Annotated in this window: 26 protein-coding genes; 5 read left to right on the top strand and 21 right to left on the bottom strand. The window is 62.9% G+C overall.

The genetic code is table 11. The features are described from left to right. Positions 1-66 precede the first annotated feature (66 nt). Entirely contained in the window at positions 67-384 is a 318-nt protein-coding gene (locus tag C936_RS0107830) for a hypothetical protein (RefSeq protein ID WP_012982063.1), read from the top strand. A 90-nt stretch (positions 385-474) separates the two neighbouring features. Here C936_RS0107830 and C936_RS0107825 read toward each other — a convergent pair whose 3' ends face one another. The 20 genes from C936_RS0107825 to C936_RS0107730 all read right to left on the bottom strand — a co-directional run bounded on the left by C936_RS0107825 (position 475) and on the right by C936_RS0107730 (position 17,946). Further along, positions 475-861 carry a hypothetical protein gene (locus C936_RS0107825; RefSeq protein ID WP_018174698.1) on the bottom strand — a complete coding sequence of 129 codons (387 nt, stop codon included), beginning with the start codon at positions 859-861 and terminating at the stop codon, positions 475-477. Positions 862-915: 54 nt separating this feature from the next. Beyond that, positions 916-1,962: a lipoate--protein ligase family protein gene (locus tag C936_RS0107820; protein ID WP_012982061.1), complete on the bottom strand. Its 1,047-nt coding sequence runs from the start codon at positions 1,960-1,962 to the stop codon at positions 916-918. 3 nt (positions 1,963-1,965) lie between these two features. Further along, positions 1,966-2,385 carry a hypothetical protein gene (locus C936_RS0107815; RefSeq protein ID WP_012982060.1) on the bottom strand — a complete coding sequence of 140 codons (420 nt, stop codon included), beginning with the start codon at positions 2,383-2,385 and terminating at the stop codon, positions 1,966-1,968. A gap of 142 nt (positions 2,386-2,527) precedes the next feature. Then, a complete protein-coding gene (locus C936_RS0107810; protein ID WP_018174697.1) occupies positions 2,528-3,499 on the bottom strand; it encodes a hypothetical protein in 972 nt (323 codons plus the stop codon). A gap of 213 nt (positions 3,500-3,712) precedes the next feature. Beyond that, positions 3,713-5,032, bottom strand: a complete 1,320-nt coding sequence (locus C936_RS0107805) for an OmpP1/FadL family transporter (RefSeq protein ID WP_018174696.1) — start codon at positions 5,030-5,032, stop codon at positions 3,713-3,715. A 249-nt stretch (positions 5,033-5,281) separates the two neighbouring features. Next, the gene (locus tag C936_RS0107800) at positions 5,282-6,454 is read right to left on the bottom strand and encodes a radical SAM protein (RefSeq protein ID WP_018174695.1); all 1,173 of its coding nucleotides are present in this window, start codon (positions 6,452-6,454) and stop codon (positions 5,282-5,284) included. Between the two features lie 50 nt (positions 6,455-6,504). Then, entirely contained in the window at positions 6,505-7,587 is a 1,083-nt protein-coding gene (locus C936_RS0107795; RefSeq protein WP_018138333.1) for an NAD(P)/FAD-dependent oxidoreductase, read from the bottom strand. Between the two features lie 37 nt (positions 7,588-7,624). Next, positions 7,625-8,716, bottom strand: a complete 1,092-nt coding sequence (locus C936_RS0107790) for a biotin/lipoate A/B protein ligase family protein (RefSeq protein ID WP_038038659.1) — start codon at positions 8,714-8,716, stop codon at positions 7,625-7,627. Continuing rightward, a complete protein-coding gene (locus tag C936_RS0107785; protein ID WP_018138335.1) occupies positions 8,709-9,887 on the bottom strand; it encodes a radical SAM protein in 1,179 nt (392 codons plus the stop codon). The genes C936_RS0107790 and C936_RS0107785 overlap by 8 nt, the downstream gene beginning before the upstream one ends. A gap of 77 nt (positions 9,888-9,964) precedes the next feature. Continuing rightward, entirely contained in the window at positions 9,965-10,402 is a 438-nt protein-coding gene (locus C936_RS0107780) for a glycine cleavage system protein H (RefSeq protein WP_081601199.1), read from the bottom strand. 37 nt (positions 10,403-10,439) lie between these two features. After that, complete coding sequence (locus C936_RS0107775; protein ID WP_018138337.1) at positions 10,440-10,847, bottom strand: DsrE family protein; 408 nt, start codon at positions 10,845-10,847, stop codon at positions 10,440-10,442. Positions 10,848-10,855: 8 nt separating this feature from the next. Beyond that, complete coding sequence (locus C936_RS0107770) at positions 10,856-11,302, bottom strand: glycine cleavage system protein H (protein ID WP_018649033.1); 447 nt, start codon at positions 11,300-11,302, stop codon at positions 10,856-10,858. Between the two features lie 95 nt (positions 11,303-11,397). Then, positions 11,398-12,309: a CoB--CoM heterodisulfide reductase iron-sulfur subunit B family protein gene (locus tag C936_RS0107765; RefSeq protein WP_018138339.1), complete on the bottom strand. Its 912-nt coding sequence runs from the start codon at positions 12,307-12,309 to the stop codon at positions 11,398-11,400. Then, complete coding sequence (locus tag C936_RS0107760) at positions 12,302-13,018, bottom strand: 4Fe-4S dicluster domain-containing protein (protein WP_018138340.1); 717 nt, start codon at positions 13,016-13,018, stop codon at positions 12,302-12,304. The genes C936_RS0107765 and C936_RS0107760 overlap by 8 nt, the downstream gene beginning before the upstream one ends. Before the next feature lie 49 nt (positions 13,019-13,067). After that, positions 13,068-13,940, bottom strand: a complete 873-nt coding sequence (locus C936_RS0107755; protein WP_018649034.1) for a hypothetical protein — start codon at positions 13,938-13,940, stop codon at positions 13,068-13,070. Then, the gene (locus C936_RS0107750; RefSeq protein WP_018649035.1) at positions 13,879-14,907 is read right to left on the bottom strand and encodes an FAD-dependent oxidoreductase; all 1,029 of its coding nucleotides are present in this window, start codon (positions 14,905-14,907) and stop codon (positions 13,879-13,881) included. Before C936_RS0107750 ends, C936_RS0107755 begins: the two co-directional genes overlap by 62 nt. A 23-nt stretch (positions 14,908-14,930) precedes the next feature. Then, positions 14,931-16,337 carry a heterodisulfide reductase-related iron-sulfur binding cluster gene (locus tag C936_RS0107745; RefSeq protein ID WP_018138343.1) on the bottom strand — a complete coding sequence of 469 codons (1,407 nt, stop codon included), beginning with the start codon at positions 16,335-16,337 and terminating at the stop codon, positions 14,931-14,933. 45 nt (positions 16,338-16,382) lie between these two features. Next, complete coding sequence (locus tag C936_RS0107740; RefSeq protein WP_017941141.1) at positions 16,383-17,057, bottom strand: 4Fe-4S dicluster domain-containing protein; 675 nt, start codon at positions 17,055-17,057, stop codon at positions 16,383-16,385. Between the two features lie 188 nt (positions 17,058-17,245). After that, on the bottom strand, positions 17,246-17,476 hold the full coding sequence (locus C936_RS0107735) for a sulfurtransferase TusA family protein (RefSeq protein WP_012982044.1): 231 nt from the start codon (positions 17,474-17,476) through the stop codon (positions 17,246-17,248). A gap of 140 nt (positions 17,477-17,616) precedes the next feature. Then, a complete protein-coding gene (locus tag C936_RS0107730; protein ID WP_018649036.1) occupies positions 17,617-17,946 on the bottom strand; it encodes a rhodanese-like domain-containing protein in 330 nt (109 codons plus the stop codon). A 268-nt stretch (positions 17,947-18,214) separates the two neighbouring features. Between C936_RS0107730 and C936_RS0107725 the strand changes: the two genes are divergently transcribed. The 3 genes from C936_RS0107725 (at position 18,215) to soxB (ending at position 22,092) form a co-directional block, all read left to right on the top strand. Continuing rightward, positions 18,215-18,526: a hypothetical protein gene (locus C936_RS0107725; RefSeq protein ID WP_018649037.1), complete on the top strand. Its 312-nt coding sequence runs from the start codon at positions 18,215-18,217 to the stop codon at positions 18,524-18,526. 58 nt (positions 18,527-18,584) lie between these two features. Then, positions 18,585-20,027 carry a M48 family metalloprotease gene (locus C936_RS0107720; protein WP_018649038.1) on the top strand — a complete coding sequence of 481 codons (1,443 nt, stop codon included), beginning with the start codon at positions 18,585-18,587 and terminating at the stop codon, positions 20,025-20,027. A 253-nt stretch (positions 20,028-20,280) separates the two neighbouring features. After that, complete coding sequence (soxB, locus tag C936_RS0107715; RefSeq protein WP_018174692.1) at positions 20,281-22,092, top strand: thiosulfohydrolase SoxB; 1,812 nt, start codon at positions 20,281-20,283, stop codon at positions 22,090-22,092. 68 nt (positions 22,093-22,160) lie between these two features. On the opposite strand, the gene C936_RS0107710 is transcribed toward soxB, so the two are convergent. Beyond that, positions 22,161-22,616, bottom strand: coding sequence for an RT0821/Lpp0805 family surface protein (locus C936_RS0107710; RefSeq protein ID WP_018138347.1), 456 nt, complete (start codon positions 22,614-22,616; stop codon positions 22,161-22,163). A gap of 274 nt (positions 22,617-22,890) precedes the next feature. On the opposite strand from C936_RS0107710, the gene C936_RS0107705 reads away from it, so the two are divergent. Next, on the top strand, positions 22,891-23,205 hold the full coding sequence (locus tag C936_RS0107705) for a hypothetical protein (protein WP_018174691.1): 315 nt from the start codon (positions 22,891-22,893) through the stop codon (positions 23,203-23,205). The last annotated feature ends 101 nt before the right edge of the window (positions 23,206-23,306 follow it).

Raw genomic sequence — 23,306 nt, 5'->3', positions numbered from 1 at the left:
CGGTACGGGATCGGGCAGGTGAAGGCGCCCGCAACTCGGATTCAGCGCGTCAATAGAGGACCCGGTATGAAACTTGTCAAACTCGTCAAGCTGAACAACCTGCAGTACAACCCGAATCGCGATCCGGAAGTCTACCGGCGCCCGATCAACGAGGAATTCCGGGTGCAGGCCCTGCTGAACGGCTCCGGCACCGCCCAGTGCAAGTTCTCGGTGGAAGGCGAGGCCCTGTGCGAGAGCAGCGTGTCCCTGCCGGGCACCTTCGACTGCAAATTCAGCTTTGATACCGCCGGCACCCGCGTGGGCGACCTGGTGATCGAGGCCAACGGCGAGACCTACCACGAGAAGATCCGCATCGACGTGCTGGAGCACGCCTGGATCGGCTAAGGCCGTGCGATCCCCCGCGATCCGCATCATGCGGATCCGCGAATCAAAAAGGCCCCGTGGCTAACGCCCGGGGCCTTTTTGATGGGGCGCTCAGCCCCAGTCGTACATGCGGATGAACTCGGGGAGCTTTTCGACCATCTCCTCGCGATCGAAGAAGCGATCGGCCCGCGCCAGGCGCATCTCGTCGCGGATGTCCTGGTCCCCGCCAAAACAGAACACGGGCAGGTTGATCTGATACTCCATGCGCAGGATGCGGATTACGTCCAGCGGGTCGAACACCTCGATCTCGTCCAGATCCAGCAGCAGGAAGCGGTAGAGCAGCACCTCGTTCCAGGCGCCCAATTCTTCCAGATCGGTCACCGGGTGCAGATGCCAGTCATCCGGCAATGCGGTGCGAATCTGCTCGATCATCGCCTGATCCTGGCTCATCAGGATCAGGCGTTTCTCCAGCCGGCGCTGAATGGTCGGTTCGGACATCGGTTCGCCTCGTAAAGCTTTTTGGGGAAGTATCCAGCGGCGTGCAAAGCAGGATCAGGCGGCGGCGATCCCTCGGTAGAGACCGTCGATGCGTGCGCTGACCTCGTCGACGATCACCGCGTCGAGCTGGCCGTTCAGGCGCGAGCGCACACGCAGGCGCTCCGGCGACTCGCCCACCAGGGTCTCGCGCAGCACGCGATCCACGCTCGGGTCCTCGCACCAAATGCGTGCAATGTGTGTCCCGGCGATATGCAAGCGCAGGCGGCCACAGTGGCCGCGCGTCTCGAAGACATGGTTCTCCCGATTCACACGGATACCGTCGCGCACGGCCGGCCCGCCCTGGCTGTCGGCCAGGTCGGCGAGTTCCTCGCGCCCGGCCGCCAGCCACTCGTCCCATTCCGCGGAACTCGGACGGTAACACCGCGCGGGGGTACTGAAGCGGCGCTCCAGCACCTCGCTCAGGGCCGCCTCCAGACGTTCCGGCGTCGGCGCCGCCTCGGGGCACTGCTCCGCACAATCGGTCATGCCCTCTTCCAGTGCCGGGCGCAGCCATTCGCGGTAGCCGTCGCTTGGGGCATTTACACACGATAGAAAGCGTTCCACCGGGAAGCGGCGCAGGAAGCTAGCGCCGAACACACAACCCTCGTTCAGCGTGGCCGCACCAGTACCCATGATCTTGCGCCCCTGAACCCAGACGTCCTGACCGCGCGCCTCGACGCCTTCCAGCCCCAGCTCGCGCAGCACATCCATCGCGATGCCCAGCCCCAGCGCGAACAGGTGGCGATGGCCACGGGCGAGGACCTGGCGGGGCTGAATCAGGAAGAAACAGGCCTGGTCGGCATCCACCCAGACGGAGCCGCCCCCGAGCGGGCGGCGCACGACCGGCACGCTATTGGCCTTGCAGGCGACCAGGTCCAGATCCATGGCCGGGTCCTGGCTGGCGCCCACGGAGATGTGCGCCTCTCGCGAGTGCACCCACAACACGCGCAACGGCGACTCCGGCGGCGTGCTGCTCGCCAGACCGGTATAGAGAGCGTGGAGTTCTTCCGCGGAGCGGGCCCCGGCATCAATCCATTCCGGGGTGACCGTGGATGCGACCAAGGATCAGTCCTCGGGTTTGTCCTGCTCGGACGGGGCCTCGTCGTCCTTGCCGGGCTTGTAGAAGTAGCGGAAGTAGAAGTCGCTGCGCGAGAGGTCCTCGTACAGCTTGGCACGTTCCTCGACACCCCCGCGCATGATCTCGACCATGGCCATGGCCTGCTCGCCGTCGATGATGTGGATCCCGCCGGTCAGCTCCTGATCGGTGTTCAGGAAATGCGCGGCCAGCTCTTCCGGCTCCTGGATATACACCAGGAACGACTGGCAATCGGGGTCCTCGAGATCCAGGGGCTGCATCACGATCTTGCCCAGCCAGGCCAGGCGCGCGACCTGGTTGAACTGGTGAATATCGAGCTTCTTGCCCTTCTTGTACTTGTTGAGTTCGTTACGGATCTCGCCGATGTTGGCGATCTTCATCGATTTCATGGGGCGTGCGTCCTGCCGCGAATGAACCGGGAGCATAAACAAGTCCAGCCCCCGGCCGTAAAAAAACCCCGGCGGACCGGGGTTCTTGAGAGGAACCCTGGGCTATTAGCTGGGTTCGTTCGCCATCCCTGGCGTTATGCTTCTACCAGTCGAAACCGTCGTCTGCGGGCTCCTCAAAGCCGGCCACCTCGCGAAGGGTATCCTCCAGCGCGCCCGGGACGCGGCGAAGCTGCATGAAGCTGTGATCGCCGAGCATGCGCAGGTCCGGCCAGTGCAGCGCCGCACGGAAACGCATGTGCAGCGCCTCGATATCGCCCCCTTCTACCAGGATCTCGTACGGCACGTAGGCGGTGTGGCGAAGCTCGCGCACGTCGATCGTCTCCAGGGTGTTGAGGTCGGTGGCCTCGGAATCGGCGCCATCATCGGCCCGAATCGCCACGCCGATCAGCGTAGCGTCCGTTCCCGGGATATCCAGCCGGTAGATCTCCGACACGCCCCCACGCCGATCGCCCAGACCGGCATCCAGCTCTTCCAGGGCGGCGCTCCGCGAGCCGTGGCTACCCAGGTCATACGGGGCGTTGAAGCGCTCCATACCAAACGTATAGCGGTAACGCTGCAGCTCCCGCGGGGTCATGCCGTCCTCCGACCCGAAGTGCTGCTCGTCGCCCAGCACCTCCGCCAGCCGCGAACTCACAGCGTTCACCGAGTCATCAATGCGATAGGCATGTCGAAAGTACTCGAGGTTGTTGTAGCTGACCTGAACCCCGCCGTTGGTCGCGGTCACGGCGACGCGTATAGGTGCGATGTACGCCGCCCGATCCTGGGAGCCCGCCACCGCCAGCAGGTCGTCGTGGGTCACCACAATCACGTGCCGGTCGTCACTGACCGGGTACTCGCCGAGGGTCTGGAAATCGGCCTCTTCCAGTCGCTCGCGGACCGCCTCCACCTCACCGCTGACATCGGAGCCGGAAGTGGTGTAGGCCAGCACCAGCGGCCGATAGACATCGTCCGCCAGCGCCGTGGCGACCGCGCCCAGGGTCAGCAGACACGCGCCGAAGAACGCGAGAACGGCAGGCACGCGAATGCCTCCGCGCAATGCGTGGATTGCTCGCATGGGATTCTCCTTTTGATTTTGCTAGTTCGAGCACAGGCTCGATCAGGATGCCTTCCGACGAAAGGGCCCGGGCCCCACCCCCCGATGGGTCCCGGTGTCCGGCACCGTCCGCCCTCCATGGCGGTACCGCCCCCTCCTCCAGGGTCGGCAGCTCATCCCGAAGCCCGCGCCGGGCACCGGTGCGGCCGCTCACGACCGCCCGGGCGCCATCGATCAGAAGCGGTACGCGTACCCGATCTCGAGCTCGTACTGCCGCATCTCGATCTCTACGTCTTGCGCCGGATCAAACGAGTTCGTTCCCCGGACCCTTTGACGAGGGGCGTACATCGCCGCGAAGTTGACCTCATGCTGCCCAAATTCGCGGGTGAAGCCGAAGGTGAAGTGATCTTCCATCACGGCCGGAGCAAGGATGTTGAGTGTGACATCTCGAGACTGGATCGGATTCTCACCACGGTTGTAGCCAACACGCCAGGTCCAGCCATTACCGCCATCAATCTGGGCACCAAACTTGAAGATGTTGACGTCATCCCAACCAAATCCGGGACCACCGTCTGCACCAAATTGGGCCTGGTTCGTACTCGGATTGGAGATCGCATCGATCTCCGAGTACCGGATCTTCTGATAGTCGGCGGACAGGGTGACAGCGGGCGTAACGTCGAGTGAGAAGCCAAGCCCATAGGTGGACGGGACATCAAACTCGCCCCCATTGGCAAAGAGGCCGGCGTACTTGTCGAAATCACCAGCGCGAATCTTCGAGCGGTAACTCGCACCCACGCGCGCACCCTCCGCCAGTTCCGCCTGAAAACCGATCTGGGCCCCATAACCCCAGCTTGAATCGGTACGGCCACTGCTAAGATTCTCCGGGTCTTCGCTCATTCCGAAGTCACCGAACGTCCCAAGACCCTCGGCACTAAACCGCTGATAGCTGATAATCGGACTGAAACCTACACTGACTCGCCCATCCGCGAATTTTTGCGCGTAGGTAGGGATGATCGCGAGCTGTTCAAGGTTGACCCCGGCCGAGCCGTCACAGAACGGGCCCGTCGTACCCGTCGGAGGGGTCTGCCCCCCCGCGCCCGTAGGACCTGGACAGAAATCGTTCTGGAATGCCGGGTAGTCCGTATTCATCCCACCGTTCCCCAGGAGCGCAATGCCCCAAGAACGATCCTGGTCGATCTGTTGAACAAAAGCGATTGACGGAATGAAGAAGTTGTTGCTGTCGCTATCCACGCTCCCTGGGGCGAGTCCGAATCCTTGCCCTGATGGCATCCCAGACACTTCATATGAACGCTCTGGGCGGAAGTAGGCGACCGATGCGTCGAAGCGGGTTTCCATGCCGGCGATACCGGCGGGGTTGGTGCCGGGTGCGTAGGCGTCCTGGGAGATGGCCATGCCGACCCCACCCATGCCCTTGGCCTTGGTGCCATAGCCGTGCGCGAAATAGCCGTTGGTGGCATTGGCGACGCCGACGCTGCCCATTGCAAGGCCAACCGCGACCGTCACCAGACTGCGGCGAATGATGCGTGCTTCCATGTTGTTCTCCTTTGGTGGTCTTCTTGTTGTATGGCCCGGCACCCCGGTTACCAGCGGCCCCCTTGTATGCCGCCGGTCCAGTTATGTGGTGCAGTGACCGCTCGCGGGTGGACGACCCATCCCCCCGGGAGTTCTTTCGACGGGGCCCCTGAAATATCCCCGCTCGAAACCTGAATATTCAAAACGTCTAATCAACCCCCCTGACGTGCGAAAGCCCCGGAGACCGGGGCTTTCAGCATGCATCGAGTTTTATGCGGACTTTTCGTCCTCGGCCTCGTCGGCGTCGAAGTCGAAGGTGCCGACATCCTCCCCGGCCATCTGCCGCTGGACGAACCCGACGTCCGTCGAGTTGAGGGCAAACGGGAAGGACAGGATGTCCGTCGGGCTGGAATCGCCGTAGGGGCGGTTGCAGGCCGAGACTTCCTCATCCGACTTGCCAGGGCAGCCGGAGGTCTGGAACGGCTTGCCGGAGGCGATCAGTTCGTCGACCTCGGACTGCGGCAGGCCGAAATCCACCACCTGACCATCGGCGTTGAACTTCATGTCGTCGATGCGGCCACCGGCGTAGTCGATCACGAAGCGGCCCAGCTGCACGCGCCGCCACTGGTCGCGCGGCACCGGGTTCCAGTCTTCCATCAGCGAGCCCTCTTCCGGGAAGAAGGCGAACATGTGGTTGTGGCCGCCTAGGTCGCGGATGCGCTGGCAGACCTGCAAGATCTCTTCCTCGGTCTCGCCCATGCCGCAGATCAGGTGGGCGCCGAACTTCTCCGGCCCGAAGATCTCGGCGGCCCACTCGATGGACTGCCAGTATTTGTCCCAGCTGTGAGGGCTCTCAACCGCCTTGCCACGGGTGCGCTCGAAGATCTCCGGCGTGACCGCGTCCAGCGCGACAGTGAAGATATCGGCGCCCTTGTCCCGCAGGAGCTGGAGATCTTCGTAGCTCATGGTGGTCGGGTTGGAAAGGATCGACACCGGGATGTGGTTGACCTCGGCGACCCAGCGTTCGAGTAGCTCGACGGTGTCGGCGTCGGAGTTCGGGTGCGTGATCATGGAGATGCACATGCGCTCGAACTGCCCGGCGTCGGCGTGATTCTTCACGCGCTCGATCACCTCGTCGTACTTGGCGGTCGGCCAGTCGACGCGGATGAAGTTGCGATCGGCGTAGTCACGCGATTCCTCGCGGTGGCGCGCCAGACCGCAATAGGAGCAGTTCGCACGGCAGCCTTCCGGGTAGGTGACCAGCAGGTTCAGGCAGTGGGTGCAGGACGTACGGTGCATAGTGCCCGGCACTAGGCCCAGCGTGATCGCAGCCGCCGTGGACATCTGCACGTACTCCGGCGAACGCATGTCCGGGGTCTTGATGTGATAATCGGGCCGGTAAAAGTTGATCGGCGCGACCATCTCCTCTGCACTTGCACTCATGGAATTCCTCCAGCGTTGTTCACCGGGTGCGGGGCACCCGCCAACCGGGCCTACGCGGCCTGGTCACCATCGTTGAAATACTCGGAAAAAGCAATCCATCCGCGGCGCTGCGTGGCGTCTTCCTGCGCCCGCGGCGTACGCCAGTGTTCATTCAGGAACGCGCGGCGCTTGCAGGCGCGCTCCAGGGCCGGACCGTACTGATCGCGCATCTCTTCATCGTAATCGTCGAAAGCCTCGGCGTCACCCTCGAGATGCGCAATCGCGGCCTCGCCCGCCGCCTCGCCCGACACCACCGCCGCGGCAATCCCGGCCCCGGTAATCGGATGGGTAAATCCACCGGCATCGCCCACGAACAGGACATCGCCGTCGTACAGCGAATCCCGCAGGCCGCCGACCGGGATCGCGCCACCCGTACGGTGACGGATCTCCTCGCCCAGCAGCCCCTGCTCGACGAGCTGGGCATGCAGGGATTCCAGCGGCGTCTTCATGTCGTTGTCGATGCGCTTGTCCGCACCCAGCCCCAGGTTCGCCCATTCGCCCTTGGGGAACAGCCAGGCGTATCCACCCGGGTAGTCGTCCGACAGCCAGACATCGGTCGCGGTATACGGCTTTTTGAGCGGCACCGTGTACTGCCGGGTCTGCACGACCGGCAGCGCGGGCAGCCCCAGGGACTCGGCCACCGGGGAATGCGGGCCATCGGCGGCGATCAGAACACGGTACTCGACCGCGTGTTCCTGCCCCTGGTGCTTGACGGTCGCCACATGCCGCTCGGCATCCACACGCTGCAGCGGGGTCGAAGTCACCAGCTGCGCGCCGTTGGCCTTCGCCGCCTGGATGATCGCGCGGTCGAACTCGCCGCGGTCCACCATCAAGCCAGGGAAATCGGAGTGCTCCACGGCCCCGGAGGGCAGGAAGCTCTGCATCGAGTCGATGCGCTGCAGCAGGACTCCATCCGCCTTGGCATAGGCGCCCATGGGGTTCGGGATGAACTCGGCACACTGCACCGGCTCGCCGAAGGCCTTGTTGCGCTCGACCGCCAGCACGGACAGTCCGGCCGCCGCGCACACGCGCGCCGCCGAGGCGCCACCCGGCCCCAGCCCGACAACCAGGACATCGACCTTCTCGGGGAGCATTACTGCTGCCTCCCGGCAAGTACCGCGCAAAGGACCTTCATCCCGCCGATTCCTCGGTCTCGGCCATGGCCAGAGCCGACTGAATCGCCGCGATTACGTCATCGACCGTCAACTGCAGCATCTCGACGTCGCGCTCGGCAAAGAATGCGCGCACACGCTCTTCCATCTCGGCCTGCGGCGTGTCCCGCAGGGCCGCTTCCAGATCGGCGATGGTACGCGCGGGCTTCACGAAGATGTCGCCCGTCAGCCAGAGCTGCTTCAGGCGCTTGCGCTCCGGGTCCAGGGCCACACCGACGCGCATTAGCCCGCCGTCACACTTGAAGATGCTCTCGAACAGCGGGGCATCGGTGGCCGGACGGTTGCGCTGGTAGACCCATTCTTCGGTGTCGATCTCGGCCAGGGCCTCTTCGAAGGACTTCTGCTCCTCGGGCAGCAGATCCAAGGGGGCCAGCTCAACCGCGAACTCTTCCGCAAAGGCCTTGGCAATCGCGTCCTTCACATGGTCCAGATTCGGGCGTTCGCCCAGCAGGGTCGCCAGATTGACCACACGATCGCGCGCCGACTCGATCGCCTTGTTGGAGAGCTTCTCGGCCGGAATCCGCAGAATGCGCAACATGTCCTCGACATCGAACTCGATCAGCAGCGTGCCCTGATACATGATCGAGTCGCCGTCGAATGCGCCACCCGTGCCGGAGATCTTGCGGCCTTCGACCTCGATGTCGTTGCGCGGGCGGAACTGCGCGTCGACGCCCAGCGTGCGGATCCCGGCGGCCGCGGCATTGCAGATGCGCGCGGCGATCTGCCCCATGTCGGCCGTCCCGAGAAAGCGCTTGTCGAGGTACAGCTCCCAGCCCAGCTGGGTTGAATCAAAGTAGATCGCGCCGCCACCGGTAATCCGGCGCTGGATCGCAATACCGTTTTCCTTGCAGTACTCGGTGCTGATCTCCTGGTCCACATTTTGGTGGAAACCCACCAACGCGCAGGGTTCGAACTGCAGGAAACGCAGGGTGTGCGGCGATACGCCCTCCTGGTGGCACTCGAGCAGGGCCCGGTTGAAGGCCATGTTCTCCGCCGCCGGGCGCAGGCCAGTGTCCAGGACGCGCAGGGTCTTCTGATCGCGCTCAGACATGGCAACCGCCTCCGGCCGCGACATTGCCCTCGGTCACGATGCGGATCCCGCCCAGGCCCTGGCGCGCCTTGCGTTCCTGCTCGCGACGCCGCGCCTCTTCGGCGACGATCGTGTCCAGGTCGATCTCGACACCGCTCTCGACCGTGGTCCCGTCCGCCATCACCTCATCGCCCACGGCGATCGAGCAGCAGGCCGGCGTCACGCGGACCTTCTTGCCCAGACGCGCGGCCAGTTCGACCACACCCTCGGCCGGGTGCGCAATACCGGACAGGCCGGCCATCACCGCATAACTATCAATCTGGCTCTTGGCCTCGCCCGGCGGACGCGCGCAGCCGAGCAGCAGCGGCGTGTCACCCAGGCGCTCGCGGGCGTCGTGGAAGAAGCGCCCGACCGCATGCACATCCGGCGTCTCGAATGGGCGGCTCGCCGGGGCGTAAAACGGCATCACGACCACCAGCACCACGGCATCGGGCAGGTGGCGCGCGAGCATCTCCAGCGCGTTCCACTCACCCAGCAGCTTGCCGTAGTGCAGCCCGATCACAATGTGCGGGACCACCTTCATGTTGGTGTTCACCAGGCTCTCGAGCGTCTGCTCGAAGTCATCCACGCTGCGCCGCAGATGGTAGACCTGCGTGATCGTGTCCTGCGCGCCGATCACGTCCATCATCGCCGCGTCGATACCGGCCTGCTCCATCGACGTTGCGATGTCGTCGTCGACCAGCGCCGTATGCAGCGCGATGCGGAATTCGGGAAATTCGTCCTTGATGCGACGAATCGTGGAATAGTACGGGTCGTACTCGACCTCGTTACGGTGGTTCGAGCCACCGGTCAGGAGCATGCCCTGGGCACCGGACTCGATCACGTTGTTCACCTGAGCCCATAGGTCCTCCGGCGTGCGCACCGGGATCATCGGGTCCAGGATCTTGGCCTTGCAATGGTCACAGGCGAGCTTGCAGTCGCCACCGGTGATCGACATCGCCGGCCACGCGCTCTTGCCGCAGTCCGCGAGTTCGCTGGACTGATACGACTTGAACGTCGGGGTGTAGAAATGCACCGATCCGGGATCGGAGCCCCGCTGAACGCTGTGCTGAAGGTCATTCACCAACGCCGCATCGACAGGGATGTCTTCCAGGGGTTCGACCCGCTGGATCACCTCGTTCCAGGTCGTCATCAGCTTGCTCCGGATACCACAGAATCAAAAAAGGCCGCCGAACACTGGGGAACGGCGGCCCGAGGCTCGGTAGGGGCTTAGCAGCCGCCGAAACCGTCTGCTTCCATCTTGGCTTCGAACGCCGCCAGGGCGTCGGAACCGGTCTTCAGGTCGCCGACTTCGCCGTCCCAGTCTTCAGGCTTCAGCTTGATCAGCCAGCCTTCGCCGTACGGATCTTCGTTGATCAGACCCGGGTTGGCCGCAACCTTGTCGTTGGTTTCGGTCACTTCACCGGTCACCGGGGTCTTCGCCGGACCCACCCACTTGCCAGATTCAACGGTGGTGCAGGACTTGTCCTTCTTCACGGTCTTGCCGACCTTCTTGGGAGTGAAGGACACGATGGTGCCGGCCAGCGAGCACGCGTAGGAGGTCAGGCCCACGGTCGCGGTACCGTCGCTTTCCTTGCGCACCCACACGTTGTTTTCAACGTTGTACATCAGATCTTCCGGAATATCACAACCCCGTACTGCGCCCATGTTTTCCTCCAAGCGTGAAAGTAATAATGCGGGAAAATTAAAACGTTATCGTTTTATCGCTACGCAGAATCAGGTCCGCCAGTTCGCTCGCCCGATTCACTTCATCGACCTCGTCGATGAGATCCGAAGACGCGTCGATTCTATACCCCGGTAAAGCGGGCTGGCAAACGTGCAGGCGCACACCTGCGCGTTTTGCGTCCTGGATAAAATCCTTGATCAACTTGCCATCTTCCATGGCCCGCAGGTCGTCGGCGACCCCCTTCTCCATCAGGCGAACGCCCTCCATGGTGAAGAAGATATAGACGTCCACATCCATCGAGGCCATCACCGCCCCAAGGTAGAACGGCGTCGCACAACGATGCGGCGTCGACGGCCCCGAGGTCATGATGAACACGACCGTCTGCTCGTCGTTGTCCAGATAGTAATCGTTGCCCAGTTCCGCCATCGTTCTCTCTATCGCAGTTTCCGCTGACACTCGATGTCTTCATCTTTGGCGCGCTTGCAGTAGCCCTCCTCGGCCTTGTCGCCGGTCAGAAACTGCTCCAGCGCCACCTCCACACCGTCGGTCGCTTCGACACGCGCAATCCACGCATTGTAGGGATCCGAGTTCAGCAGCACTGGGTTTTCCAGCACCTCCTCGTTGCCCTCGACGATCTTGCAGTCGATGAAGTTCGGGATCGGACCGGCCCATTTCCCGCTTTCGATCGTGGCGACCGGCTTCCCGGGCGGACGCCGGGTACCGGGGCGACGCACTCGTACGTGAATGATCTTTCCCGCGATGGTCTGCGAAAGGTCGGTCATCCCCACGGTCAGGGTGTCGTCATCCTCGCGGCGCAGCCAGATCTGAAATTCGTCGTCGTAGAACAGTTCGGGATGAAACTCGCAACCGTTGCAGTCCATGTTTCGCCTCGTTCCTGGCATCGACACAAAAAACGGGCGCCAGGCGCCCGTCTTCTGAAAGTACTACTGGGCCATTCGGGCCTCGAATCAGGGGATCAGATGACCCCCTTCTCCTTCAGCAGCCCGATGGAGTCACTCACGTTCTCGTGGATACCCAGCTTGCGCGGGGACAGCCCCATCGCCAGGCCCAGCAGCTGCGTGAAGTACACCACCTTCACGTCGGTCTTGATGCCGAACTCGGTCTCGGCACGCACCTGGTGCATCTCCAGACCGGAGTGGCAGGTCGGGCATTCGGTAGCGATCACCTCGGCACCGGAATCCTCCGCCGACTGCAGCAGGTTCAGCACCAGCTGGGTCGAGGTGTCAGAATCCGACAGCGTATGCGCACCGCCGCAGCAGGAGGTCTTAAGCGGAAAGTCCACGTTCACGGCGCCGGCGGCACCCAGCAGGTCATCCATGAAATGCGGCTGGTAACTGGAATCCGAACCCGGGCCATTGTCCTTCTCGGGGAAAATCTGGCGCGGGCGGGTGTACATGCAGCCGTAGTAGTTGGCGATCTTGATGCCATTCAGGCTCTTGGTCATCTTCTGCTTGATGCCCTCGGGCCCCAGCTCTTCCATCAGCCACTCGAGCAGATGCAGGGTGCGGACGTCCCCGGTGTAGACCGGGTCGTCGGACTTGCGCGCCAGATCCTGGACGGTGTCCATCGCATCCTGGGAGGTCGCGGTCTCGTACTCGGCCTTCTTCAGGTTGTGGTAGCAGCCGTTGCACGGCGCCATCACGGTGTCCATGCCCATCTGTTCGGAGGCAATCGCCATGTTCCGCGCGGACAGATAGGTCTGCAGCATCGGGTGAATGTTCTTCACCTCCATCGCGCCGCAGCAGTTGTAGTCCCGCAGGTTTTCCATCTCGAGTCCCAGCGCCTTGACCAGCACGCGGGTCGAGCGGTCGTACGGACCACCAGAGCCCTCGAGCGCGCAACCCGGATAGTAAGCAACCTTAGCCATGAGCGGCCTCCTTCTGTTCGCGCACGTAATTCTTCAGCACGTCCCCGGTCTTGCCCCAGGACTTGGTGCGCGGCGTATGTACGGTGTTGATGCCCATCGCCATCAGATGCTTCACCGGCAGGTGCTTCATCATCCGGAAGATGAAGATCTTCATCCATTCCTGCACCAGAGGCTGGCCGGTCTTCTTGAAGAAATTCTGCATCACCTTGGAGTCTTCGATGCGGCCAGTCTTGTAGATCTGATCGGCAAACTCTTCGTCGAAGATCGTGGACGGAGCCTTTTCGGTGATCCCTTCCTCTTCCATCCAGTGCGCCAGAGCCTTCATCACGCCTTCCGGCTTCACGTCCTTCGGGCAGATGTTCGTGCACTTGTTGCACGAGACGCACTGCCAGATGATGTCCTTGTCCTTGACCAGCTCTTCCTTCATGCCCAGGCGGGTGAGGTAGATCCAATAACGCGGATTGAACTGCACGTTCTGCGCATACATGGTGCACGAGTTGGTGCAGGACCCGCACTGCCAGCAACGATGGACGTTCTCGCCACCCGCAAAGCTCTGGATCTTCGTCTCGAAATCGTCGTCGTAATCGCGAACAGTGCGCGGGGCGATCATCGTGTTCCAGTGTCCGGACACGTCCACGCCGTCGACCACCAGCTCGTCGTGTTGCTGGAGGCGCTCGTCCTCGATTAGTGCCTTTTCATGTATTGCCATGACGTCTCTCCGAAAACCTGTGTAGCCAGGCTCAAGTTCGTTCCGTTATTTAATGCAGCGACGCATCGGTTCCTTTCAGGCGACCTTCCGGGGAGTCGATCCCCAGCATCTTCACCGCCAGTTCCAGCGGATCCTGCTTGGCCCCGAACTGGTTGTCGATCATCCCCAGACTCATCGAAAGCGCTCGGGCATAGTCGGAATAGGCTTGCACCCAGACCAGGTCCGTCACAAACGGCAGGTCTCGATAAAAGCCTTCCTCGGCCAGCGCATCGAAAAACCAGCGCCGCGCCCCCTCGATCGAGCCGACCGTGTCCCCAATTGGGATCGACCGGAGCGTGTCATTGCCGCGGATGAACTCGCGCAACGCGCCCGTCGTGGTCGACGTATCCCACACCCAACGGCAGGCCAGAGGCACCGCGTCCGGATCCGCGAAGTGCAGGATCTCGGCGCCAAAATCCCAGATCGCCCGCCGAAGCTTTTTGTCGTCAGCCGCAAGATCCGCAAAGTTCGCGAGCCGCTCGTTCACCCCAACATCCGGGCGAACCAGAGTGCGCACACCGTCCACCAGGGCGCCCTGACGCTCGGCCATCAACGAGCCAAGCTTGCGCCGAACCGAGAAAACCAGACCGCCGAGGGTGCGAACATCCTCGGCATCGATCTCGTCCCCTTTCGCGACAATCGCGGCAAACACTTCGTGTTTCGACCGCAGGGCCTCGATGAAAGTCCCCAGCCCGTCGACACCACCCGCCTCGGCGATGGCCTCATTCAGACTGTTCAGCTTCGTCGCAAGGATATCCTTGTCGAAGCTGACCTCCAGCGGCTCCGGGGCCAGCCCCGAAGCCGCTGCGTCGCTGACGACCTCAGCCGGCTTTCGAAACCAGCGCATGCAGGTCCGCAACCGCGCGGCCACCAGCAGCGGCACCCTGCGCGATCGAATCATCGATCGTCTCGGGGCCATAGGCCGCACCGCAGGAGTAAACGCCCTTGCGGGTGGTGCCACAGGTGTTGGTGTACTGCTCGGCCTTCTCGATAAAGCCGTGCTTCTCGAGACCGACACCGAAGACCTGGGAGATTTCCGGGTTGTCGGCGTTCGGATCCATGCCAATGGCGTGCACGACGATGTCGAACGGGATCACGATCGGACGCTTGACCAGGGTGTCCTCGCCCTTGACCAGCAGCCGGCCGTCGCCAGAGGCCGTCACTTCCGCGATACGGGCCTTGACGAACTTGGTTTTGAACTCTTCCTGGGACTTCCAGTAGAACTTGTCTTCGTACAGGCCGAAGGTGCGGATGTCCATGTAGTAGATGAACACGTCCGTTTCCGGCGACAGTTCCTTGATTTCCATGGCCAGGTTGGCGGAGACGGTGCAGCAGATCTTGGAGCACCACTCACGACCGATCTGGCGATCACGCGAGCCCACGCAGAGCAGGATGCAGACCCGCTCCGGCACACGGCCGTCGGACGGGCAGGCGATCTTGCCGGAGGCGACCATCTGTTCCATCTGGGTGGTGGTCAGCACGTCTTCGTACGTGCCAAAGCCCCACTCCGGCTTGTTGATGGAATCGAAATGGGTAAAGCCCGTGGCCAGCACGACGGCACCGGCCTGGACCGATTCACCGCTGGTCAGCGTGGCGGTGAAGTTACCGGCCTCGCCTTCCAGCTTCTCGACCTTGGCACCCTTGTGCACGGTCGAGTTGGAATCGTCTTCCACGCGCTTGACCATGCGGCCAATGGCGTCCTTGGCCCACTCGCCAGAGGGGACCAGCTTGGCGTAACCCGACAGGATCGGGGCACCGCCCAGGACGTCTTCCTTCTCGACCATCACGGCCTTGAAGCCGGCCGAGGTGACATTGGCGGCGGCGGCCAGCCCAGCCGGGCCACCACCCACTACTAGAACGGTATCTTGCTGCATCAGACTTTGCCCCCGTAAGCGAGCTCAGGATTGTAGAGGTATTCGATATTGCCGGCCTCGACTTCCTTCAGGTATTCCTGGAAGGTCTTCTTGGCCTCGTCCCAGGAGATTCCCATCTTCTCGACCAGGTCTTCGCAGGGCGATGCGTGCCACTGCAGCTGGACGATCTTGAACGGATCCGCGCCGCAGGCCAGGGCTGCGAACTGGACTTCCGCCATGATCGGAATCTGGAAGTTCTGGTTGTGGGCCTTGCCGATCCACTGGTTCTTGTCCATGGTCGTGACGCAACCGGTGTCGTTGGCCAGCATCACGTCGGCATTGGCTTCCTCGCGGGCCACGCGGATCTTGCGATCCATCGTGAACGAGCGGGTGAACTCGCGCTCGGAGATGATGTGGCGGAAGCCGAAGCCGCAGCAGTCGTACCAGGTGGAGTAGTCGATCACCTGCGCACCCAGGGCCTGGGCCGTGGAGGTGATGATCGCGGTACGGTTGCCCCCCAGCACGGACGGGTCGTAGACCGCGTCTTCGTGGACCATCTTGTAGTAATGGCAGGCCACGTGGGACGTGGTGCGGATATTCGAGACGTCGATGGTCTGGAGCTCGGAGGCGATACGGTTACGCATCACGTGCACCCACTCGGAGTAGTGGATGATCTCTTCCGGGATGACCAGCTTGCCGTCGACCAGGCGACCCAGCTTCCCAAGGATCTTGGTGACCTTCTCGCGCAGCTCGGCAGACTCGACCAGATACTTGCGGATCTCCTTGTAGTTACCGAAGGAGGTGCCACAGTGGACGAGCGGGAAGAAGTGGCCCAGCTCGTGGCCGTGCTGCTTGCCGGATACATAAGACTGGTGGAAGTTACGCAGGAACACCGCGGCCAGCGATTCGACGTTCCCGATACCGGAGCCGTGGTAGTTCCACGCGGTGCAGGAGGTCTGGTCGGTCTCGTCGAGGTAGTCCTTGCCCGGCTCGAAGCCGAACTTGTTCATGAACCACAGCAGCGAGGTCGGGTAGCCCGGGATGTTCCCGCACTGGCCACAGGACTTGTGGTGCCACAGCTGCTTGGTCGGGACCTTCTTCTCCCAGCCGAACAGGGTGTTCACCGAGATCGGCTCGTGCTGGTCCTCGATGCGGTGGATGATGATCTGGCCGTCTTTTTCGAGCTCGTACATGTGCTCGCGGACGTCATCCATGCGGTCACCGAGGTCGACCGTACGGCGGTCAACGTGCTTGCGCACCCAGTCGGTCGCCTTGATGGCGTCTTCTTTGGACAGGTCGGTCGCCTGGAAGAAGGAACCGTGACCGGCGATACCCTGACCGTCGGTATTGTGGAAGCCGGGCTTCATGGTGCCAGCACCGGCACCTTCGCCGTTCTGGTTGTGATTGCCTGGGGTCTGTTCACTCATAACGCTTCTCCTGATGTCCTGGAGTGGAGTCGGAAACGGGACGACTTATTCGTCGTCTTCCTCTTCCTGCTCCTCGAGCCAGTCTTCGTAGTCCTCGCGCTTCTCGTCGATGAAGTCTTCGATCACGTCGAAGAGGTTCTCGTCCATCAGCTCGAGGGACTTCAGCACCCCGGTCATTTCCCAGATGGTGTACATCTCGACCGAAGTCTTCAGGGACACTTCCCAGGCGGTCTCGACCGTCTGCAGCGTCTTCACCGGAATCGCCTTGCGCAGGATGCGCAGGTCACCTTCCACCTTCTGGATATTGGGGCCCCAGTCGGGGAAGTGGTCGGGCTGGATCATGTCGGGCGACAGCTGGTTACCCGTGGTGATCAGCTTCAGCATCACGCGACCGAACGGGCGGAGCACGTCCTTCGCGGATTGCATTTCGTGCTTGATGGCCACTTCGCGCATGATCGCGACCAGGCCACCAGGGGAATTCTTGAACGGACAGCGAGCGGCGCAGGTCATGCACTGAGCGCAGGCCCAGATCTTTTCCTGCATCGCGTCGTAGATCTGCTCGACGTTTTCGGTCCACAGCAGCTGGACGATCTCGCGCGGGGAGTAGTCATAGAACTGAGCAGAGGGGCACGTCGCCGTGCAGATGCCGCAGTTCAGACAGCCGTTGAGTTCGTGGTCGTAGCGAAAATCTCCGCGGATGTCGTCGAAGATTTGCTGCATCTCAGCGTATGTCGCCATATGTCACCTCTTCGCTGTTGGCGAGGCAGGTTTCTTTGAGAACCTTGCTCAGCCAGCCTAGACCTCGTCCAGGCACCTATCCAGTTACCGCATGGCAACCGTCGTTTTTCAGGAATCGGGGCGGTCGATCCTTGCGGATCGCCGCCCCGTTTCAGGCACTTAGAGACGCCTTAGGACTTCTTCACGAGGAAGTAGAACTTGCCACCTTCTTCCTTGTGTTCCATCAGCTCGTTGCCGGTCTGCTTGGCGAAGGCCTGGAAGTCCTTCACGGCACCCGGATCGGTGGCGATGATGTGCAGAACCTGACCGGATTCCATGGCCGCCAGGGCCTTCTTGGCGCGCAGGATGGGCAGCGGGCAGTTCAGGCCGGAAGCGTCGAGTTCTTGGTCAAAGTTGGCCATGGTGTGTCTCCTTTAGTGCGTTACCAAAATCAGTTGGGTGCTGAGGTACCAATCGTGGCGGTTCGGGGACCACGACGATCGAACCCTTGCCAGCCGAATTCACCCTTATAGGGGAAACGGGATCGGAATACAACCGAATTCTAATCCGGGGTGACGACCGACTTGCCGGCCTGAGCCCACGCCACGATACCGCCACGCAGGCTGTTTGCGGTCTCCAGCCCTTGCTGCGCAAGAAACGCGCAAGCCTGGGCGGAACGAGCGCCACTCTGGCAGTACAGGACCAGCGGCGTGTCGCCTCCCAGAAACTCGTCCTTGCGCAATGGCAGAACCGTCAGCGGCACCAGCTCGGCGCCAGGAATCACGCCGCGGGACGTCTCGCCAGGGGAGCGTACATCGACGAGCCGAAAGGACTTGCCTTCCGTTCGCCACTGCTCGAGTTCGTCGGCCGTAATCTCCGAGAATCCGTACATGCGTCCCACTCCAAGTGTGCTGAACCGCATCTGCCTGCCTCGCTCGCGGGCCTCGACAGATGGCACCGGTTACGAAGGATGGGCGCGGAGAATAGCGAAACGGACCACAAATGCAAACTTGTCCGACGGTCGGCAGGTGGTTTGTTCTCTCGCGCACAGAAGTCGTGCTATCGTTCCGAGTTGAAGGAAAGACTGATGGACGCACCCGACTCTCGGGCGGGCTCGTCCAGACGATCAACCCCCTGATTCATTCGCGGAGGACTTTGCGGTGGACAAGAGCGAATTCCAGGTCAACGGCCACTACGCCGTGACCATGAAGGACGAAAACGGCAAGCTGCGCCCGGCCAACATCTACGTGCACAGCATGGAAGACCAATACATGATCGTGCGCCGCACCTCCGGCGGTGACGTGGGTCTCCTGTTCAAGCTGAAGTACGACGACGTGGTCAAGATCGTGCGCACCCACAAGGTGCTGGACCGCAAGAAGTTCATGATTCCGGAAGCGATGCTCAAGCCGAAGCTCTGGGAAACCCGTGACAGCATGCGCACCTACTCTTCGGCTCCGGGCCTCGGCAAGTAACCGACCCCGCGATGCCAAGACCCTTCGGAGGCCGGCCCCAACGGCCGGCCTCCGTCGTATGAAGACACGGCTTCTCACGCTACTTTCGACCCTGCTCCTGGTACTCACGCTGGGGGCTCCAACGGTTTCGGCCTCCGGGACCGCCCTGCCCGATCTGGGCGAGGCCTCCGGTGGCGTACTGACCCCCGCGGAAGAGCGCGAGCTCGGCCGCTCACTGCTTCGAGAGATCCGACGGTCCCTGCCACTGGTGACCGATCCGGAAGTTTCCTTCTACGTCGACTCCCTTGGCCGGCAGCTGCTCGCCAATGCCCCTGACGCAGATGGCCCGTTCTACTTCCTGACGATCGACAACGGTCAGGTCAACGCCTTTGCGATGCCCGGCGGAATCATCGGGGTGCACTCCGGACTGATGCTCGAGGTGCGCGACGAGGCCGAACTGGCCGCCGTCATGGCCCACGAAATTGCACACGTCACCCAACGCCACCTGGCCCGAATGTTCGCGCGCGGGCGCGAGGTCAACTTCACCACCGGCCTGGCCATCCTCGCCGGGGTCCTGGCATCGATGGCGGATCCCACCTTGGGCTCGGCCATCATCACCGGCGGTGTCGCGGGCGGTATCCAGCAACAGATCAACTTCACCCGCGCCAACGAGGCCGAGGCCGACCGCGCCGGCATGCGCATACTGGCCAGCGCCGACTTCGACCCGAACGCGATGGCGGCTTTCTTCGAGCGTCTACAGGAACTCTCGCGCGGCGTTGGCGACGCGGTGCCCGAGTACCTGCGCACCCACCCGGTCACGCTCGACCGCATCACCGACGCCCGCAATCGCGCGGCCGGCCTGCCGGCGGTCGATACGCGCAACCGCGGCCCCGAGTTCCAGTGGATGCAGGCCCGCACCCGGGCCCTGAAGGACCCGCGCCGTGCGATCGAGATCCATCGCGGGGCCTCGGACCCGGCCCCGCACCAGATCTACGGCGCAATGGTGGCTCACCTGGAGCGCGGCGAACTGGACCGCGCCGCCGAACGGCTGGAGGAAATCCCGGTCGAGGAGGCCCCCGGGATGACGCTGGAGCTGGCGCGCGTCGCACTGGAGCGCGAACGCGGCAACCACGAAGCGGCGCTCGAGATCCTGAATGACCTGGACGCGGTCTACCCCGGGCACCCGGTCATCCGCGAAGTGCTGGCCCGCGTGCACCGAGATCTCGACAACCCCGACCGCGCCATCCGCATCGTCAACGAGATGATCCGCAATGAACGCGCGCCCAACCCCGAGTTGCTGCGACTGAAGGCAGACATCGCGGATGGGGCCGGCTATATTGCGGTCAGCCGCGAGGCCATGGCGGAATATTTCTTCCACCGCGCGCAATACGAAGAGTCAGTACGCCAGTTCGAGGCCGCCATCGACGCACGCGATGCCAGCGAGCGCGATATCCAGCGGATCGAGGACAAGCGCGACACGGCCAAGGAAACCGCGCGGCAGGCGCGCGAACAGCGCCGCTAGGGTGACGCCGCCCCCCACGAAGATTCGGGGCTCGGTCAAGGGCAGACATCAGCATCCGTCACGGCCAGAAACCGGGGAATCCGGTTCTTGAGGCGCTGCGGGCTGACTACGGCTTCATACCAGCCGGGCGTCGCGCCGGTCGGCAAGGAAGCTCCATACCCAGGGAATGTTCCACAAAGAAATAGCGTCTAGATTGCTGCTTCGAGAAACCCAAAAATCACAATAAACTACTGTAGAGAGAGGTAGGACCCTCATGCATATCTCACGCCGCGAATTCATGCAGCTGCTGGCCGCCGCCAGCGTGGCCGGCTTCCCCCTGGCGGGCTGCGCCAAGGCCACCAATGGCAAGTACGGCACCTCGGGAGACCCGTACGACATGCTGGATCGCTTCGGCAATGTGCATCTGCTGCACTACACCGACTGCCATGCGCAGCTCAAGCCGATCTATTTCCGCGAGCCCAACGTGAACCTGGGCGTAGCCGATATGCGCAACCGCCCGCCGCACATCGTCGGCGAGCACTTCCTCAAGCACTATGACGTCGAACGCGACAGCATCTTTGCCCACGCCTACACCAACCTGAACTTCATGGAGGCGGCCGAACAGTACGGTCGTGTCGGCGGCTTCCCGCAGCTGAAGACACTGGTCAAGAAGCTGCGCGACTCGCGCCCGAACTCGCTGTTGCTGGACGGTGGCGACACCTGGGGTGGCGGTTCGGGCACCGCGCTGTGGACCAATGCCCAGGACATGGTCGATGCACAGAAGCTGCTGGGTATCGACATCATGACCGGCCACTGGGAATTCACCTACGGAGCCGACCGTGTGGAAGAGGTCGTCAACGGCGATTTCGCCGATGCCGGGATCGACTTCGTCGCCCAGAACGTGCGCGACGTGGACTGGGGCGACCTGATCTTCAAGCCGTACGTGATCCGCGAGTTGAACGGTGTGAACGTCGCCGTGATCGGCCAGGCGTTCCCCTACACCCCGATCGCCAACCCGCGCTGGATGGTCGAGCAGTGGTCGTTCGGCATTCGTCCGGACGATATGCAGCGCCAGGTCAACGCCGCGCGCGAAGAAGGCGCCGAGATCGTGGTCGCGCTGTCGCACAACGGCATGGACGTGGACATCAAGATGGCCGGCATGGTCGAGGGTCTCGACGCGATCATGGGCGGTCACACGCACGATGCCGTCCCCCAGCCGCTGCCGGTGGAACGCCCCGACGGTGGCACCTGCCTGGTGACCAACGCCGGCTCCAATGCCAAGTTCGTTGGCGTGCTGGACTTCGATTTCCGCGACGGCGAGATCAAGGACTGGGAATACCGCCTGGTCCCGGTGTTCGCCAACCTCCTGGACGAAGATCCGGAGATGGCCGAGTTCGTCGACAGCATGCGCAGCCAGGAAGTCACCTACGACGGCGACACCTTCAACATGGAAGAGAAGCTCTCCGAAGAGCTGGCCGTGGCCGAGGACCTGCTGTTCCGCCGCGGCAACTTCAACGGCACCTTCGACCAGCTGATCTGTGATGCGCTGATGGAGGTCCACGATGCCCAGATCGCGTTCTCTCCGGGCTTCCGCTGGGGCACCACCGTACTCCCGGGCATGCCGATCACCTTCGAGCACATCATGGACCAGACCGGCCTGACCTATCCGGAGACGACCCGCAACGCCATGACCGGCGCGCAGATCAAGGACATCCTGGAAGACGTCGCCGACAACCTGTTCAACGCCGACCCGTTCTACCAGCAGGGTGGCGACATGGTCCGCGTGGGCGGCCTGCGCTATGCGATCGATCCGGAAGCCGAGATCGGTAGCCGCATCTCCGAGATGGAGCTGGGCGGCGAGAAGATCGATCCGGACAAGGAATACGTCGTCGCCGGCTGGGCCAGCGTCCAGCAGGAGCCGACGGGCGGTACCGGCACGATGATCTGGGACAACGTCGCCGAGTACCTGCGCAACCAGTCCGACGGTGTTCGCATCAGCAAACTCAACGAGCCGAAGGTCAAGGGCATCGGCGAGGACAACCTCGGCTATGTCCCGACGACCGAGGACATGTACCGTCCCTCCTGATCCTGCCGCAGGTCCAGGAACGAGAAAGCCCCGCGATCGCGGGGCTTTTTTGTGGGAGATTGCCGGTCTTACTGATTGACCCAGCGTCCCTGCGCATCCCTGCACGCCGTACCGTTCACCGTTTCCGGCTGTCCGTTCATCGTCGTCTGCACCTGGTACTCGCGGCAGTCCTGCCCGGACGCCTGATAGGTGCGCGTGGGGGTGGCCTGATACTGGTACCCGGTATTGGGGTTCTGCCAGGTGGATGCCCGATGATCCGGATTGTGTTCCAGGGCATGCGAGACCTGCTGGCGATCGACCTGGTCCATGGTGCGTCCAACGGAGCCGCCGATCGCTGCGCCGGCCAGCGTACCCGCGATGATCGCCGCGGTCCGCCCCCGACCACCGCCGATCTGGGAACCAATGACGCCGCCGGCCGCACCACCGATCACTGCACCGGTCTGCTGTTTGGTGGGCGGCGTCTGGCAACCGGCGAGCAGAAAGGTCACGCTCGCCACCGCCGCTAACAACACTGTCTTCTTCATCTCTGCCTCCGTTGCGCGGCCACCGGACCGCACTGCACAACTGCATCATTCAAGTTAGCGGCGAAGACCTGAACGCTGCGTGAAAATCCGGGCACGCAAAGCCGGCGGCTGAATGTGACCTCCAGGCCGCAAAACTTCCAAGCCGTTCAAAACACGTATGAGAAACCTCGTATTCATGTCTCAGAATCGCCCCCCTCCGCTGTCGCTTTCAGGCATCCCTTCCTAGACTGTCCTCCGGTAAAAGACACCCCCCGGTGAAGTGAGGAACGTGACCATGATCAAGAAGATATTCGCCACAGCCATTGTTGCCAGTGTGTTCGTAGCCGGCCCGGTGATGGCGCAGTCCGCCGGCGCGGGCGCCAGCGCCAGTGCCAGTGCCAGTGCCCCGCAGGGGAACCCCAGCTCGCCGGTCGCCGGTGGCACCCCCTCGGGTGGCATCTCCGCAGCCGCGCGTTCGGAACCGGGCGCGGTGTCGCGTATTGCGACCCGCTCCGGTCGCCTGGTGGGCCTGATTGCCTCCACCGGTACGACTCCGGGTACCGGTACCACCCCGGGCACGGGTACCACCCCCGCTACCGGCACTCGGTAACGAACGCCCATGCGAACCAATTCGCACTTCCTTCGCGAAGGCCGCCTCCGGGCGGCTTTCGCATGTCTGGGCCTTGGAGTTTTCGTGAGCCTGGTCACGGG

It is taken from the genome of Thioalkalivibrio sp. ALJ4 (genome assembly GCF_000377225.1).
Lineage (GTDB): Bacteria > Pseudomonadota > Gammaproteobacteria > Ectothiorhodospirales > Ectothiorhodospiraceae > Thioalkalivibrio.
Note: the sequence above shows the minus strand (reverse complement) of the source record. Positions and strands in the feature narration are given on the sequence as shown.

Bases quoted from the DNA above. Each gene is read 5' to 3' on its own strand.
- C936_RS0107830 (WP_012982063.1), top strand. From the start codon at position 67: ATGAAACTTGTCAAACTCGTCAAGCTGAACAACCTGCAGTACAACCCG.
- C936_RS0107825 (WP_018174698.1), bottom strand. From the start codon at position 861: ATGTCCGAACCGACCATTCAGCGCCGGCTGGAGAAACGCCTGATCCTG.
- C936_RS0107815 (WP_012982060.1), bottom strand. From the start codon at position 2,385: ATGAAATCGATGAAGATCGCCAACATCGGCGAGATCCGTAACGAACTC.
- C936_RS0107810 (WP_018174697.1), bottom strand. From the start codon at position 3,499: ATGCGAGCAATCCACGCATTGCGCGGAGGCATTCGCGTGCCTGCCGTT.
- C936_RS0107805 (WP_018174696.1), bottom strand. From the start codon at position 5,032: ATGGAAGCACGCATCATTCGCCGCAGTCTGGTGACGGTCGCGGTTGGC.
- C936_RS0107800 (WP_018174695.1), bottom strand. From the start codon at position 6,454: ATGAGTGCAAGTGCAGAGGAGATGGTCGCGCCGATCAACTTTTACCGG.
- C936_RS0107795 (WP_018138333.1), bottom strand. From the start codon at position 7,587: ATGCTCCCCGAGAAGGTCGATGTCCTGGTTGTCGGGCTGGGGCCGGGT.
- C936_RS0107790 (WP_038038659.1), bottom strand. From the start codon at position 8,716: ATGTCTGAGCGCGATCAGAAGACCCTGCGCGTCCTGGACACTGGCCTG.
- C936_RS0107785 (WP_018138335.1), bottom strand. From the start codon at position 9,887: ATGACGACCTGGAACGAGGTGATCCAGCGGGTCGAACCCCTGGAAGAC.
- C936_RS0107780 (WP_081601199.1), bottom strand. From the start codon at position 10,402: ATGGGCGCAGTACGGGGTTGTGATATTCCGGAAGATCTGATGTACAAC.
- C936_RS0107775 (WP_018138337.1), bottom strand. From the start codon at position 10,847: ATGGCGGAACTGGGCAACGATTACTATCTGGACAACGACGAGCAGACG.
- C936_RS0107770 (WP_018649033.1), bottom strand. From the start codon at position 11,302: ATGGACTGCAACGGTTGCGAGTTTCATCCCGAACTGTTCTACGACGAC.
- C936_RS0107765 (WP_018138339.1), bottom strand. From the start codon at position 12,309: ATGGCTAAGGTTGCTTACTATCCGGGTTGCGCGCTCGAGGGCTCTGGT.
- C936_RS0107760 (WP_018138340.1), bottom strand. From the start codon at position 13,018: ATGGCAATACATGAAAAGGCACTAATCGAGGACGAGCGCCTCCAGCAA.
- C936_RS0107745 (WP_018138343.1), bottom strand. From the start codon at position 16,337: ATGAGTGAACAGACCCCAGGCAATCACAACCAGAACGGCGAAGGTGCC.
- C936_RS0107740 (WP_017941141.1), bottom strand. From the start codon at position 17,057: ATGCAGCAAATCTTCGACGACATCCGCGGAGATTTTCGCTACGACCAC.
- C936_RS0107735 (WP_012982044.1), bottom strand. From the start codon at position 17,476: ATGGCCAACTTTGACCAAGAACTCGACGCTTCCGGCCTGAACTGCCCG.
- C936_RS0107730 (WP_018649036.1), bottom strand. From the start codon at position 17,946: ATGTACGGATTCTCGGAGATTACGGCCGACGAACTCGAGCAGTGGCGA.
- C936_RS0107720 (WP_018649038.1), top strand. From the start codon at position 18,585: ATGAAGACACGGCTTCTCACGCTACTTTCGACCCTGCTCCTGGTACTC.
- soxB (WP_018174692.1), top strand. From the start codon at position 20,281: ATGCATATCTCACGCCGCGAATTCATGCAGCTGCTGGCCGCCGCCAGC.
- C936_RS0107710 (WP_018138347.1), bottom strand. From the start codon at position 22,616: ATGAAGAAGACAGTGTTGTTAGCGGCGGTGGCGAGCGTGACCTTTCTG.
- C936_RS0107705 (WP_018174691.1), top strand. From the start codon at position 22,891: ATGATCAAGAAGATATTCGCCACAGCCATTGTTGCCAGTGTGTTCGTA.